Source organism: Serratia sp. CY33525 (assembly GCF_052169115.1).
GTDB lineage: Bacteria > Pseudomonadota > Gammaproteobacteria > Enterobacterales > Enterobacteriaceae > Serratia > Serratia sarumanii.
On record NZ_JBJNLK010000005.1, the window covers coordinates 34,748 to 48,124 of the forward strand.

The following is a 13,377-nucleotide window of genomic DNA, read 5'->3' on the forward strand; positions in this document are numbered from 1 at the left end:
GAAAAAACGGAACAATACGAGGATGGCGCGTTGGGCTTTCTCCGCCCGGCGTTGGCTGCTGTTGCTGGGCGTTCTGTCCCTGACGGGCTGCGCCCGTTCCGATGCGCTGTGGGGCGTGGTCGATAAGCTCTGCATGGCCAACTATCAGCAAAAGCGCGATCCGACCCCGTGTGAGCAGATTTATATGCCGCAGGGTAAAGCGCAGGGCCTTAGCGTGCTGCAAAACCCGCGTTATCCCTATCATTTCATTCTGGTGCCGACGGCGCCGCTTTCCGGCATTGAAAGCCCGCTGCTGCTGGCCGGAGAACGAACGGACTATTTTGGCTATGCATGGCTGATGCGTTACCGGCTGGCCGCCGAGTATGGCGGGCCGGTGCCGGACGACAGTCTGGGCATGGCGATCAACTCCGCTTACGGCCGCAGCCAGAACCAATTGCACATTCACCTGACCTGTCTGCGCGAGGATGTGCGGCGCCAGCTGCAGGCGGAACGCCCCTACATACAGGAACAATGGCGCCCCTTGCCGGATAAACTATTGCGCCACACCTACTATGCCCGCCGCGTGATGCAGCCGACCGCGATGGGCATCTACCCGATTAGGGATCTTGCGGATTATTTTCATCTGTCGCCGCCGCAGCTGGCGGAGTATGGCGTGGCCGTCGTCCCGACCACGTTTGCCGGCCAACGGGGTTTTATCTTGCTGGCCTCGAAGCGCGGCTGGGATGTCGGCAACCGCGCCTCGGTAGAATCGCTGCTGGACAAAACGTGCGCGATTTTGCCGCGTTAATCTTAAGACGGCAGGTGAGAGCGACGCGCTCTCACCTTATTCTTCCTACCTAAACCGCGCATCCCGCGCAAACAGGAAAGCGGCTTCCCGCTGGCGGGCGTCTGCTTCCGCCTGAGCGCCCTGATAACGCAAAATCATGATCAGCGTGGCATAGACGTTGGCGTCGATACGGCGCTGCAGGTAGGCATTGGCCCACTGCCGATAGCCGGTCAGCAGGGCATCATCGCGCGTTTGGTTATAGACCAGCAGCGCGTGAGATTGCTCGTCGAAGGTTTTGCGCTCCCGGTAGATCCAGGCGGCCGGCGGCGGCATCTGCTCGATGCTGTCGATGGAGGCCAGCATGGTGCGTTCCGATTGGGTGAGCGCCATGCGCCCTTGCCAGGCGAAGATCGCCATCACCAACATGCCGATTGCCGCCATCGCCACCGGCAGGCTCAGGGCTTTGGCGAACGGCAGTGGGCGGGGCTCGCCGGTTTGGCCGTCCAGCAGCGCCAGCAGCAGCAGAAACGCCAGCCAATGCGGCGCAGACAGATAGAAAGGGTATTCCAGCTGGGTGTGCACCAGCATTGGCAACAGCACCAGAAACAGCCCGACGCGCGCACCGCCCGGCTGTTCGCGATCCCGTTGCCAGGCGCGTTTCAGCAGCAGCGCGCCGGCGACGAGGACGATAACGATCCCCGCCAGCGCCGGCAGGCCGCCCTCAACCCACCACAGCAGGATTTCATTGTGCGGATGCCCGGCGACTTCCAGCACTTCTCGCCAGGGCATTTCCTGCAGACGGAAGTGCGCGAAGCTGTATTCAAAGCCGCCGTAGCCCCAGCCCAGCAGCGGTTTGGCCAGGATCATGGCGCCGACGTCATGCAGCATGGTCAGGCGCGCGCTGTTGGAAAGCTCCCGCCCGATCAGGCCGGTGCGGCTATCCAGGCCAAGGCCGGTGAACAGCACCGTGAGACCGGCCGCCATGCCCAACAGCAGCGCGCCGCCGGCCCAGCGGCTTGCGGCCGGGCGTTGACGGGCAAAACGCCACAGTAGCAGCGCCGCCGCCAGGGTGCCGCCCAGCCAGGCGGCGCGCGACTGGATCAGCACCAGCAGGGCGGAGAAAGCGGCCAGCAGGGCGAGCAACGGGAGTTGCCGCCGCCGCGTCGGCGTGGAGAGGGGGGCAAGCAGCAGCCAGAGCGCCAAAGCCAGCCCGGTGGCGATAAAGCTGCCCAGCACGTTCGGCTGTTGGAAGACGCCATAGACCCGGCGGCCGTTGGGGGCCACCCAGGCCAGCGCGGGGGCGAACAGCTGCAGCGCCGCCAGCAATGCCTGAACGCTTACGGCGAACAGCAGGCCGTACAGCAACAGATCGCGTTGCCGGGCGGTGAGGCGCAGCTGCAGGCAGGCGACATAGAACAGCCAGCCACCGAGCAAACCGGCGCAGCGCCACAGGGCGTCTTCGCGCCACTCGGCGCGGGTATACAGCAGCGGCAGCGCCAGTACGGCGATGCCGAGCAGCAACAGGCGTGCGGTAGGGGTCAGCGAAAGCCGGGCACGGCCAACACAAACGGTGGCGGTCACGAGCAGCGTGGTCAGCGCCATGGCGCTCCAGGCCAGAATGTTTTGCGGCAGCGCCAGGCCGCCGCCGCCCATGTTGGGGTGATAAAACGGCAGGATCGCCGCCATCCAGATCAGCAGCAGGGGCAGCACGGCGATAGCCGGTGCGTTAATGGCGGTTTTATCGGTCATGGTGAACCTGCCATGTTTCGATATCGATCATTGAATGCATATTATTAGGATTCCCTATCCTTATCCTGGTGTTTAAATTCGCTGAAGCTTCAATACCTAAAATTTTTTATGGAAATTGAAAAGACTTCCTGTTGAAGCGATAAATAAGTTTTTCCCCTGTGAGCACGGGGACGGTTTATATAAAAAGGGGTAAGCCGTATTTCAGTTGCCTGCAAAGGGTGTTTTATTTGTTTGAAAAAACAGGGTTGTCATTTTCTCAAATTCACCTTGCTCCAGTCAATTTTTAATCTTTTATTTTATTTTTGTATTTAAATCAAAATATTGAGATTTTTTGTACGTAGTAAAACGCCGTGTGTGCGACAACGAACGCTTGGGCCGACAGGCGATGTAGCCAATGAGATAAGCATTTTCTTGTTAAATCGTTGTTGCCAATGACGGCACGGCGATCGTGGTTTTATTTATCGCTGTTTTTTATTTTTATTTTATATTTTCTTTATTTAACCTGTATTTACTTTCATTAAGATTCTTCTTGTTTTTTATAGGTTGTTTTTAAATTTTATTTAACTCCATTTTATTAAGATTGTTCTGTTACTGTGGAAATAAAGGGGTGATGATCCCCCTATCCCTGTTGCCGTGCCGCAAGACGGATTAACGCGCCTGTAAAAGCGCGTTAATCCACGCTTCACAGACCTCACTCCACTTCGCCAATCCGTTCCAGCGCATCCACCACCAGATCCCAGAATTTATCCTGATCCAGTTTGACCGCCACCTGAGTGTGGCAGTCCGGCGGCGGCGGCGCGCGGAAATCCGCGACCGTCATGCCCAACGTTAGGGTGCCGGTGAGTTCGATATCCACCGGCGCTTTGCGCACCGTCATCACGCTCGGATCGATCACGTAGGCGACGGCGCAAGGATCGTGTACCGGCGGGGCGCTGAAGCCCTGCGCCTGTTGGTACATACGGCCAAAGAATGCCAGCAGTTCGCCGACGAAGGCGGCCGGCCGGGTGCCGAGGGCGGCGATACGCGCGCAGACTGCCGGCGTGGCCAAAGCCTGGTGGGTAAGATCCAGCCCGACCATGGTCAGCGGCCATTTTTCGTTAAACACGATGTGCGCCGCCTCGGGATCGATTTTGATATTGAACTCCGCCACCGCGCTCCAGTTGCCCACATGGTAGCCGCCGCCCATCAGCACCACTTCCTTGACCCGCTCGGCAATGCGCGGCTCTTTGCGCACCGCCATGGCGATATTGGTCAGGCCGCCGGTCGGCACCAGCGTTACGCTGCCGGGCGGGTGGGCCATCACCGTATCGATGATCAGATCCACCGCGTGGCGCGAGTCCAGCTGCAGGTGAGGTTCCGGCAGCACCGGGCCATCGAGGCCGGAATCGCCGTGGATATCGGGCGCCACTTCGATATTGCGCACCAGCGGGCGCGGGCAGCCGGCGGCGAAGGGCACGCCGGTGATATTGGCGATGCGCGCCACCGCCAGCGCGTTGCGCGTCACTTTGTCCAGCGTCTGATTACCCACCACGGTGGTGACCGCCAGCAGGTCGATCTGCGGATTGCCCCAGGCCAGCAGCAGGGCGATGGCGTCGTCATGCCCCGGGTCACAGTCCAGTATGATTTTTTTCATGGTTATTCCTGATGCAGGGAGAGGTTCCCGCAGCATAACGCAGCGTGGCGGCGTGGGATAATGCCGATGGTGCTTTTGTTAGCAGCATCAAAGCCTTGCCACTTTTACGATGTAATGAAACGTAAAGCCTGCTCGCCGGGCTTTACCCTGGAGGTTACTCCAGGGTTTACAGTGAGGGTCAGCGTCAATGCACAGAGGAGAGGCGGGATGAGCTTACTGAAAAGGTTGTTGGGGCAAGGCGGTATTAACCGCGGTCATCAGCGCGCGGGCCACGGCGGCGGGCATCATGGCAACCGCTATAACCAGCATGGCGAGCCGGGGCCGCAGTGTCCGGAATGCCAGGCGGTGAATAAATCGGGCGCGCGTTATTGCCACCGCTGCGGTCAGCCGTTTGCCGCGCTGAGCGCCACCTGCGGCCAGTGCGCCGCGCCGCTGCCGTCGGGCAGCCGCTTTTGCCCGCAGTGCGGCGGCGGTGTGCCGTGAACCGGGGCGGTTGGACGCTAGCGCTGCTGCTGGGCGCCATGGCGCTATGGACGCTGCTGGCCTGGGGCGTAGCCGGCGTGCTGGCCTGGCTCCCGGCGTTGGCGGAAGCGGCCGGCGGCGCATCGCTGCCGGTGAACGGCGCGCTGAGCCTGGTGCCGCAGGCAGTGCTGGACGCCTGGCTGCCGTGGCTGAAACAGCTGGGTAGCGGGCTGGCGAGCTATTTTCCTCTGCTGCTGAACTGGGCGGGCTACGCCGTCTGGCTGCTGTGGGGCCTCGGCATGCTGGCGCTGATGCTGCTGGGCGCGCTGGCGCACCGCTATTTGGGCGCCGCTCAACGATAGCCCTGATAGACCGCCGCCACGCGTTCGAAATAGTCGGTTAGGTAGTTGATGCACACCTGCACCTTCAGCGGCAGTTTGTCCTTCTCGGTATAGAGCGCGTAGATCGGCCGCGGATCCGAATGGTAGCTTTTGAACAGGATCTCGATCTCGCCGCGCTTGATCTCTTCGATCACCCACATCAGCGGGGCGTAGGCGATGCCGGCGCCGTTTTTCAGCCAACGGATCATGGTGGAGGAGTCGTTGGTGACGAAGCGCCCCTGCGGGGAAATGCGCGTGGTGATGCCCTCCGGCGACATCAGTTCAAATTCGCTGTCGGGCCGCACGCTGTACTCCAGCCAGGAAAAGTTGACCATGTCGCTCGGCTTCTGCGGCGTGCCGTGCTGGCTGAGGTAGCTTTTGGCGGCGCACACCACCATCGGCATCTGCCCCAGGCGGCGGGAGAACAGGCTGGAGTCCTGCAGCGCGCCGGTGCGGATCACCAGATCCAGCCCGTCGGTGATCAGATCCGGCGCCGGAATGCCGGTCACCAGGTTGACCGTCAGGCCAGGGTACTCTTTCATCATCTCGGCGGTCATGTTCGCCAGCACGTTTTGCGCCATGGTGGATGAGCTGCCGATGCGCAGCGTGCCGGCGGGGGTATTGTTAAACGCATACAGCTGCTCATGCACTTCGCTGACTTCCTGCAGCATGCGTCGGCAGCCCTGATAGTAGATTTTGCCGGCCTCGGTCAGGCCGATGCTGCGCGTGCTGCGGTTCAACAGCTTGACCTGCAGCTCATTTTCCAGTTTCGAGACGGTTTGGCTGATCGATGAAACGCTCATGCCGAGTTGGCGCGCGGCCGCGGTAAACGACCCGAACTCAACCACTTTGGCGAATACCGACATCCGTTTTAATCTTTCCATTATTCACTCTGGCTTAAAAGTGATTTAGATCACAGATTGTTGATGCCTTGATAGTAAGCAGGCTAATATAACGTGGTCGGGTGAATAGACCTTACCAACGTGCGAGAGCGATCGGCAACGCAATCCTGCCGCTCCTCCGGCACCCTCGCAATCCCTGTCGTGGATGTCTGCCCCAAAGTTTAACCTTTTTTCGGGTTCGTGACCTGGACAAGCTGCCTGGTCAAGATTTGTGGCGCGCGCACGCTAAAATGTAAAGAGAATGTGAATGGCGAGACCTGTCTTTCCCCGGCGCAGTGAACAATAAGGAAAAAGTGATGAGTTTGCTTCCGGTTATGGTCATCTTCGGACTGTCGTTTCCGCCGGTGTTTTTCGAGCTGCTGGTGTCGCTGGCGCTGTTTTTCCTCATGCGCCGCCTGCTGCAGCCGACGGGGATTTACGATTTTGTCTGGCATCCGGCGCTGTTTAACACCGCGCTGTATTGCTGCTTGTTTTATCTGATTTCATGTCTTTTTGTTTGAGGTCGCTGTGAAAAATTTTTCGATAAAAATAACCCGAATCGCGATCACTTTGATTCTTGTGCTGCTGGGCATCGTCGCGGTATTCAAGGCCTGGGTGTTTTACACCGAGTCGCCGTGGACGCGTGACGCCAAGTTTACCGCCGACGTGGTGGCGATCGCGCCGGACGTCAGCGGCCTGCTGACCGATGTGCCGGTGGTGGATAACCAATTGGTGAAGAAAGGGCAGGTGCTGTTCGTGGTCGATCGGCCGCGCTATGAGCAGGCGCTGGCGGAAGCCAGTGCCGACGTCGCCTACTATCAGACGCTGGCGGCGGAAAAGCGGCGCGAGGCCGGCCGCCGCGTGAAGCTGGGCGTGCAGGCGATGTCGCAGGAAGAAATCGACCAGTCGAACAACTCGCTGCAGACCGTGCAACACCAGCTGGCGAAGGCCGTGGCGACGCGTGAGCTGGCGCAGCTGGATCTGGAACGCACCACGGTGCGCGCTCCGGCCGATGGCTGGATCACCAACCTCAACGTACACGCCGGCGAATACATCACCCGCGGTTCGGTGGCGGTGGCGCTGGTGAAGAAAGACTCCTTCTACATCCTGGCGTACCTGGAAGAAACCAAGCTGAACGGCCTGAATAAGGGCGATCGCGCGGAGATCACCCCGCTCGGCAGCAACCGCATCATGCACGGCACCGTCGACAGCGTGGCGGCGGCGGTGAACAACAGCAGCAGCACGGTGAACAACAAAGGATTGGCCTCGATCGACAGCAACCTGGAGTGGGTGCGCTTGGCGCAGCGCGTGCCGGTGAAGATCCTGCTGGACGCCAAGGACCAACAGCATCCGTACCCGGCCGGCACCACCGCCACCGTGGTGATCGTCGGCAAGAACGATCGCAATGCCGACAGCGGCTCGCCTTTTGTGCGCCTGATGCACCGGCTGCGTGAGTTCGGCTAATGAACAGCCCAACCTTTATCCGGCTGAGATTCGCCTTCAAGCTCAGCTTCGCGATTGTGTTTGCGCTGTTCGTCGGCTTCCATCTCAATCTGGAAACCCCGCGCTGGTCGGCGATGACCGCCGCCATCGTCGCCGCCGGCCCGGCCTTTGCCGCCGGCGGTGAACCCTTCTCCGGCGCCATCCGCCACCGCGGCTGGCTGCGCATCATCGGCACCTTTATCGGCTGCTTCGTCGGCCTGCTCATTATCATCACCACCGCCCGCGCGCCGGTGGTTATGCTGCTGTTGTGCTGCATCTGGGCCGGTTTCTGCACCTGGCTCTCTTCACTGATCAAGGTCGAGAACTCCTACGCCTGGGGCCTGGCCGGCTATACCGCGCTGATCATCATCGTGACGGTCGCCACCAGCGAGGCCCATCTGCTGGAGGCGCCGCAGTTCGCCATCGAGCGTTGCAGCGAGATCGTGCTGGGCATCGTTAGCGCCGTATTGGCGGATCTGCTGTTCTCGCCGCGTTCGATCAAGCAGGATATCGATCGGGCGGTGGATCAGCTGCTGGTGGATCAATATCGCCTGATGCAGATGTGCATCAGCAACGCCGACAAAGAAGACATCGACCGCGCCTGGAGCAATCTGGTGAAGAGCACCACGGCGCTGGACGGCATGCGCAACAACCTGATGATGGAGTCTTCGCGCTGGCAGAAGGTCAATCGCCGGGTGAAGGCGCTGCATACCCTGTCGCTGACGCTGATTACCCAGGCTTGCGAAACCTACCTGATCCTGTTGAATCACCCGGACGCGCTGCAAGCGAGCCTGCGGGAACAGCTGATGGTGCCGGCGGAAACCCCGCAGGAGATCCACAGGCGCATGAAGCTGTTGCGCCAGGTGCTGACCACGCATCGCTCCGAAGAAACGCTGCCGACCCTCACTGGCTGGGTCGGCGCGGCAACGCGCTACCTGCTGCTGTCGAAGGGCGTACACACCAACGGCAGCATCAGCGCGGTGGAAGAGGACGTGTTGAGCAATGAAACCGTGGTCAAGCCGACCTCGGCGGAAGGGCATCATGCGATGATCAACGGCCTGCGCACCTTTGTGGCCACGGCGTTCGGCTGCCTGCTGTGGCTGTGGACCGGCTGGACGTCCGGCAGCGGCTTTATGGTGATCATTGCGGTAATCACCTCGCTGGCGATGCGCACCCCGGCGCCGCGCATGGTGGCGATGGATTTCGTGCTGGGCATGCTGGCGGCGATCCCGGTCGGCTCCCTGTTCTTCATGGTGATCCTGCCGGCGACGCAGCAGAGCATTTTGCTGCTGTGCCTCAGCCTCGGCCTGCTGGCGTTTTTCATCGGCATCGAGGTGCAGAAGCGGCGGCTCGGTTCGCTGGGGCTGCTGGCAGGGACCATCAACATTCTGGTGCTGAGCAACCCGATGGAGTTCAACGTCACCCAGTTTCTCGACGGAGCGCTCGGCCAGTTCCTCGGCAGCTGCGTCGGGCTGATGGTGCTGCTGCTGATCCGCGACAATTCGCGCGAACGTACCGGCCGCACGTTGCTCAACCAGTTCGTCAGCAGCGCGGTGTCGGCGCTGACCACCAAGGCGGCGCGCCGTCGGCAGAACCACCTGCCTGCGCTGTATCAACAGCTTAACCAGCTGCTGATGATGTTCCCGAACGACATCGCCAAGTATCGTCTGGCGCTGAACCTGATCATCGCCCACCAGCGGATGCAGCGGGCGGAGATTCCGGTCAGTGAAGAGCTGTCGGCTTTCCACCGCCAGATCCGCAGCACCGCCGATCGGGTGGTCTCGGCCAAAAACGACGTCAAGCGCGCCTATTACTACGATCGCTTGCTGGGTGAAATGAACGAGTACCAGCAAAAATTGGTAGACAATCAGGCGCCGCTCAGCGTCACCGGGCCGGTGAAGCGCCTGGCCGACATGCTGCATCGCTATCGCCACGCCTTGATCGATTGATGCGTTCCCGCCTGTTGCGCCGCGTTGTGCGGCGCCTTCCCCGACTATACTGAAAGCAGCGCCTGGCACGGCGGGCCGTCTCATGTGGGGCGGCCCGTTTTCAGAGCGACTCCGAGTGCCAGAACGGCTGGAAAGTGGCATCATTGTCATGAATGGATGAAACTCTTACCGCCGCGAAAATGTGACGTGCCGGTCATCTTAGTTTCATCCAGGTCGACTATATAGCTAACTAGCCTGGGGGCGCTGTGGCGCCTTCGGCGGCATAATTTCAGGGAATGTCATGAACAAGCGGATTCTGTTGGCGATTGTCATCGCCGTGGTCATCGCCGTCTTCAGCGCGCTGCGCGGCAACGAGCACCGTGCGATCGACGGCAACGCAGCGGTGGCGCCGGCGGGGCAGCAGCAGAGCATCGATCGGCTCACGCAGCAGCAAACGGTGGTGAGTTACCTGCAGCAGCATCAGCGGCTGCCGGGCTATTACGTCACCAAGAAGCAGGCGCGCGAGCAGGGCTGGGATCCGCGTTCAGGCAACCTCTGTGCGGTATTGCCGGGCAAGGCGATCGGCGGCGATCGGTTCTCTAACCGTGAAGGGCAACTGCCGAGCGCCGGCGGCCGGGTCTGGCGCGAAGCGGACATCAATTATCAGTGTGGCCGGCGCGGCGCCGATCGCCTGCTGTATTCGAGCGACGGTCTGATCTTCGTCACGCGCGACCATTACAAAAACTTCATTCGTGTGGAGTGAGTTTGATGGCAAAAGTAGAGTTTGATTTCGAACAGATCCAGGATGTGCCGACCTTCTACCGCGATTTTGCGCACAAGTTTGCGCTGGACGAGGGGTTTGGCGCCAACCTCGACGCGCTGTGGGACGTGGTGACCGGCGATATCGGCCTGCCGGTGGAAATCGAGTTCACTCACCTGAATGCCCGCAGCAAGCGTCGTTTCGGCGCGATCATTCTGCTGTTTGAAGAGGCGGAAGAAGAGCTGGAAGGCAGCCTGCGTTTCAATATCCGCGAAAGCAGCGGCGAACCGGCCCATCACCGGGGATGAAACGGGTTCATCCCGGGATGGCGGCGGCGCTTAGTCGGCCGCTTCGGCCAGCTCGCGCAGGTATTGGAAGATCTGGCGGTAAGCCTTAGGCGGCTTGTTGGCGGCCTTCTCTTTCTGCGCGTTGCGCACCAGTGAACGCAGCTGTTGGCGATCGGCGGCCGGATACAGATCCAGGATCGACGGAATCACGTCATCGCCTTCTTCCACCAGACGGTCGCGCAGCGCTTCCAGCTTGTGGAACAGCGAAACCTGCTGGTTGTGGCGGTTTTTCAGCTTGTCGAGCGCGGTCTGGATCGGCTCGATATCGCGGGCGCGCAGCATCTTGCCGATCAGCTGCAGCTGACGGCGACGACCCTCTTTCTTGATCTTCTGCGCCAGCTCGATGGCGGCGCGCAAATCTTCGTCCAACGGGATGCGATCCAGCGCGTTTTTGCCCAGATCGACCATTTCGGCCCCCAGGTCTTTCAGCGCTTCGGCATCACGTTTAATCTCACTTTTACTGACCCAGATAATCTCGTCATCGTCCTCGTTTTCATTCTCCGGGACATCGTCGAGCCAGTCTTCAGGCTGTTTGTTCATGGTAGGCTCCGTTAAAAAGAGGCTAATCCTAACAGGTTGTCCGGCAACCCGCCAATTGCGTGCCTTGAGCAAACTGAGTATAGCTGCCACGTTGGGGGATTATCGCGCCTGGCTGCCCGTCTTGGGAATTTGCACGGTTGTTTTTATCACCCTGTCTGTATAAAATTTTATACAAAAGGAGGTGATATTCATGGATGATGGCATCGAGAAAGCCATTGATTGGCGTGGCTCATCGCTAGAGGATTTGCTGGCCTTCCCAATCGATGCGCGAAAAGCGGCAGGATTTGAACTGAGTAAAGTGCAAAGAGGTCTGGAACCCGGTAATTGGAAGCCGATGGCCAACTGCGGAAGCGGCGTTATCGAAATCCGTTTATATGCCATCGGTGGGGCATTCAGGGTGGTCTATGTGGCAAAGTTCAGCGAAGCGATCTATGTCTTGCACAGCTTTCAGAAGAAGGCGGAGAAAACCAGCCGCCACGATATTCAGATAATCAAAGCGCGTTATGACGCGGTCATTAATGAGCGGAGTAAAGGTCATGACCAAGCCGATTGATATCGATTCGCGCCACGTTACGCCCGCAGGCGGCAATGTGTTTGCGGATCTGGGATTTTCCGCCGACGAGGCTCGGCAATTGCAAGCGCAGTCCAATGCGGAAATTGCGCAGCTTATCGCACTGAAAAAACAGCTGATGGGTGAGATCAGCGCGTGGATTGAGGAAGAAGGTTATCGCCAGGAGGAGGCGGCGCGTTATCTGCACACTTCCCGGCCGCGCGTGTCCGACGTGGTGAATCAGAAAACCGAGAAGTTCACGCTGGATGCGTTGGTCAACATGATGGCGAATATTGGCAAGTCGGTAAAACTGATCGTCGAGTGATGCACGGCTTTTGCATGTTATCCCCGCTTTGCCGTTCGGCTTTATGCGAAATTCAACGCGGTTCCTGTTAGACTCAACGGCAGAGATCTCAGGATTTTTGCGCGCCGCTCCGCGTGCACAACTACGCCGCTCCGGCACTTTTCTCAACGATTTTCTGATTAATTATGGCAGATTGATGAAAGTAGTCACTCAAGTTGCAGAACAGCGCAAGGCGCTGGAACAGGCCGTCTCTCAGGCGCTGGAGCTGGCCCGCGCCGGTTCCGACGCGGCGGAAGTCGCGGTCACCAAATCGACCGGCATCAGCGTCAGCACCCGCTTCGGCGAGGTGGAAAACGTCGAGTTCAACAGCGATGGCGCGCTGGGCATCACCGTGTATCACCGCCAGCGCAAAGGCAGCGCCTCTTCCACCGATCTCAGCCCGGACGCCATCGCCCGCACCGTACAGGCGGCGCTGGATATCGCGCGCTACACCTCTGAGGATCCTTGCGCCGGCCCGGCGGAGAAAGATCTGCTGGCGTTCGAGGCGCCGGATCTCGATCTGTTCCACCCGATCGAGCTGGACGCCGAGCGCGGCATCGAGATGGCGGCGCGCGCCGAGCAGGCTTCGCTGGCGGCGGACAAGCGCATCACCAACACCGAAGGCGGCAGCTTCAACAGCCACTACGGCATCAAGGTGTTCGGCAACAGCCACGGCATGCTGCAAAGCTACTGTTCCAGCCGCCACTCGCTGTCCAGCTGCGTCATTGCTGAGCAGGACGGCGATATGGAGCGGGATTACGCTTACACCATCGGCCGTGCGATGGGCGATCTGCAAAGCCCCGAGTGGGTGGGGCAGGAGTGCGCCCGCCGCACGCTGGCGCGTCTCGCGCCGCGCAAACTGTCGACCATGAAGGCGCCGGTGCTGTTCGCCTCCGAGGTGGCCACCGGGCTGTTCGGTCATCTGGTGGGCGCCATCAGCGGCAGCAGCGTTTACCGCAAATCGACCTTCCTGCTGGACTCGCTCGGCAAGCAGATCCTGCCGGCGTGGCTGACCGTCGAAGAGCATCCGCACCTGCTGAAAGGGCTGGCGTCGACGCCGTTCGACAGCGAGGGCGTGCGCACCCAGCGGCGCGATATCGTCAAGGACGGCGTGCTGCAAACCTGGCTGATGACCAGCTACTCGGCGCGCAAGCTGGGCCTGCACAGCACCGGCCATGCCGGCGGCATCCATAACTGGCGCATTGCCGGGCAGGGCGCCGACTTCGCCGGCATGCTGAAACAGCTTGGCACCGGCCTGGTGGTCACCGAGCTGATGGGCCAGGGCGTCAGCGGCGTCACCGGCGATTACTCGCGCGGCGCCGCCGGTTTCTGGGTGGAAAACGGCGAGATCCAATATCCGGTCAGCGAGATCACCATCGCCGGCAACCTGAAAGACATGCTGCGCAACATCGTCAGCGTCGGCAGCGATATCGAAACCCGCAGCAATATCCAGTGCGGTTCGGTGCTGCTGCCGGAAATGAAGATCGCCGGTCAGTGATCCTCTGCGCGATCGGTACCCGCCGGTCGCGCGTTATCCAGTCTTAACCTTGCTTACA

At 60.3% G+C, this 13,377-nt stretch carries 15 protein-coding genes; 11 read left to right on the forward strand and 4 right to left on the reverse strand.

The window, feature by feature from the left end; all coding sequences use genetic code 11:
• Positions 1 to 22 precede the first annotated feature (22 nt).
• Positions 23 to 787, forward strand: coding sequence for a CDP-diacylglycerol diphosphatase (locus ACJ8IM_RS14000; RefSeq protein WP_101455688.1), 765 nt, complete (start codon positions 23 to 25; stop codon positions 785 to 787).
• A 45-nt stretch (positions 788 to 832) separates the two neighbouring features.
• On the opposite strand, the gene ACJ8IM_RS14005 is transcribed toward ACJ8IM_RS14000, so the two are convergent.
• Both ACJ8IM_RS14005 and uriH read right to left on the reverse strand, forming a co-directional pair.
• A complete protein-coding gene (locus ACJ8IM_RS14005; RefSeq protein ID WP_101455687.1) occupies positions 833 to 2,515 on the reverse strand; it encodes a PglL family O-oligosaccharyltransferase in 1,683 nt (560 codons plus the stop codon).
• Positions 2,516 to 3,206: 691 nt separating this feature from the next.
• Positions 3,207 to 4,148, reverse strand: a complete 942-nt coding sequence (gene uriH, locus ACJ8IM_RS14010) for a uridine-preferring nucleoside hydrolase UriH (RefSeq protein ID WP_033636166.1) — start codon at positions 4,146 to 4,148, stop codon at positions 3,207 to 3,209.
• Between the two features lie 207 nt (positions 4,149 to 4,355).
• Between uriH and ACJ8IM_RS14015 the strand changes: the two genes are divergently transcribed.
• Positions 4,356 to 4,631, forward strand: a complete 276-nt coding sequence (locus ACJ8IM_RS14015) for a zinc ribbon domain-containing protein (protein ID WP_033636165.1) — start codon at positions 4,356 to 4,358, stop codon at positions 4,629 to 4,631.
• Entirely contained in the window at positions 4,628 to 4,972 is a 345-nt protein-coding gene (locus ACJ8IM_RS14020; RefSeq protein ID WP_060429136.1) for a hypothetical protein, read from the forward strand. The genes ACJ8IM_RS14015 and ACJ8IM_RS14020 overlap by 4 nt, the downstream gene beginning before the upstream one ends.
• On the opposite strand, the gene aaeR is transcribed toward ACJ8IM_RS14020, so the two are convergent.
• Positions 4,963 to 5,874 carry an HTH-type transcriptional activator AaeR gene (aaeR, locus tag ACJ8IM_RS14025; protein ID WP_025304394.1) on the reverse strand — a complete coding sequence of 304 codons (912 nt, stop codon included), beginning with the start codon at positions 5,872 to 5,874 and terminating at the stop codon, positions 4,963 to 4,965. The two genes, ACJ8IM_RS14020 and aaeR, sit on opposite strands and share 10 nt — an antisense overlap.
• A 314-nt stretch (positions 5,875 to 6,188) precedes the next feature.
• Here aaeR and aaeX point away from each other — a divergent pair, with 314 nt between their 5' ends.
• From aaeX to ACJ8IM_RS14050, 5 genes are all read left to right on the forward strand, one after another.
• Positions 6,189 to 6,392: a p-hydroxybenzoic acid efflux pump operon protein AaeX gene (aaeX, locus tag ACJ8IM_RS14030; RefSeq protein WP_039569422.1), complete on the forward strand. Its 204-nt coding sequence runs from the start codon at positions 6,189 to 6,191 to the stop codon at positions 6,390 to 6,392.
• A 7-nt stretch (positions 6,393 to 6,399) separates the two neighbouring features.
• A complete protein-coding gene (gene aaeA / locus ACJ8IM_RS14035) occupies positions 6,400 to 7,335 on the forward strand; it encodes a p-hydroxybenzoic acid efflux pump subunit AaeA (protein ID WP_074026964.1) in 936 nt (311 codons plus the stop codon).
• Positions 7,335 to 9,302, forward strand: a complete 1,968-nt coding sequence (gene aaeB, locus ACJ8IM_RS14040) for a p-hydroxybenzoic acid efflux pump subunit AaeB (RefSeq protein ID WP_039569416.1) — start codon at positions 7,335 to 7,337, stop codon at positions 9,300 to 9,302. The genes aaeA and aaeB overlap by 1 nt, the downstream gene beginning before the upstream one ends.
• A gap of 280 nt (positions 9,303 to 9,582) precedes the next feature.
• Positions 9,583 to 10,044 (forward strand): ribonuclease, encoded by a 462-nt coding sequence (locus tag ACJ8IM_RS14045; protein ID WP_047570407.1) that lies wholly within the window; start codon positions 9,583 to 9,585, stop codon positions 10,042 to 10,044.
• 5 nt (positions 10,045 to 10,049) lie between these two features.
• The gene (locus tag ACJ8IM_RS14050; RefSeq protein WP_004936963.1) at positions 10,050 to 10,349 is read left to right on the forward strand and encodes a barstar family protein; all 300 of its coding nucleotides are present in this window, start codon (positions 10,050 to 10,052) and stop codon (positions 10,347 to 10,349) included.
• Positions 10,350 to 10,379: 30 nt separating this feature from the next.
• On the opposite strand, the gene yjgA is transcribed toward ACJ8IM_RS14050, so the two are convergent.
• Positions 10,380 to 10,928: a ribosome biogenesis factor YjgA gene (gene yjgA / locus ACJ8IM_RS14055; protein ID WP_004936968.1), complete on the reverse strand. Its 549-nt coding sequence runs from the start codon at positions 10,926 to 10,928 to the stop codon at positions 10,380 to 10,382.
• A 190-nt stretch (positions 10,929 to 11,118) separates the two neighbouring features.
• On the opposite strand from yjgA, the gene ACJ8IM_RS14060 reads away from it, so the two are divergent.
• The 3 genes from ACJ8IM_RS14060 to pmbA all read left to right on the forward strand — a co-directional run bounded on the left by ACJ8IM_RS14060 (position 11,119) and on the right by pmbA (position 13,319).
• Positions 11,119 to 11,481: a type II toxin-antitoxin system RelE/ParE family toxin gene (locus ACJ8IM_RS14060; protein WP_033648984.1), complete on the forward strand. Its 363-nt coding sequence runs from the start codon at positions 11,119 to 11,121 to the stop codon at positions 11,479 to 11,481.
• A complete protein-coding gene (locus tag ACJ8IM_RS14065) occupies positions 11,465 to 11,803 on the forward strand; it encodes a helix-turn-helix domain-containing protein (RefSeq protein WP_047570411.1) in 339 nt (112 codons plus the stop codon). Before ACJ8IM_RS14060 ends, ACJ8IM_RS14065 begins: the two co-directional genes overlap by 17 nt.
• A 175-nt stretch (positions 11,804 to 11,978) precedes the next feature.
• On the forward strand, positions 11,979 to 13,319 hold the full coding sequence (gene pmbA, locus ACJ8IM_RS14070; RefSeq protein WP_041036841.1) for a metalloprotease PmbA: 1,341 nt from the start codon (positions 11,979 to 11,981) through the stop codon (positions 13,317 to 13,319).
• Positions 13,320 to 13,377 lie beyond the last annotated feature (58 nt).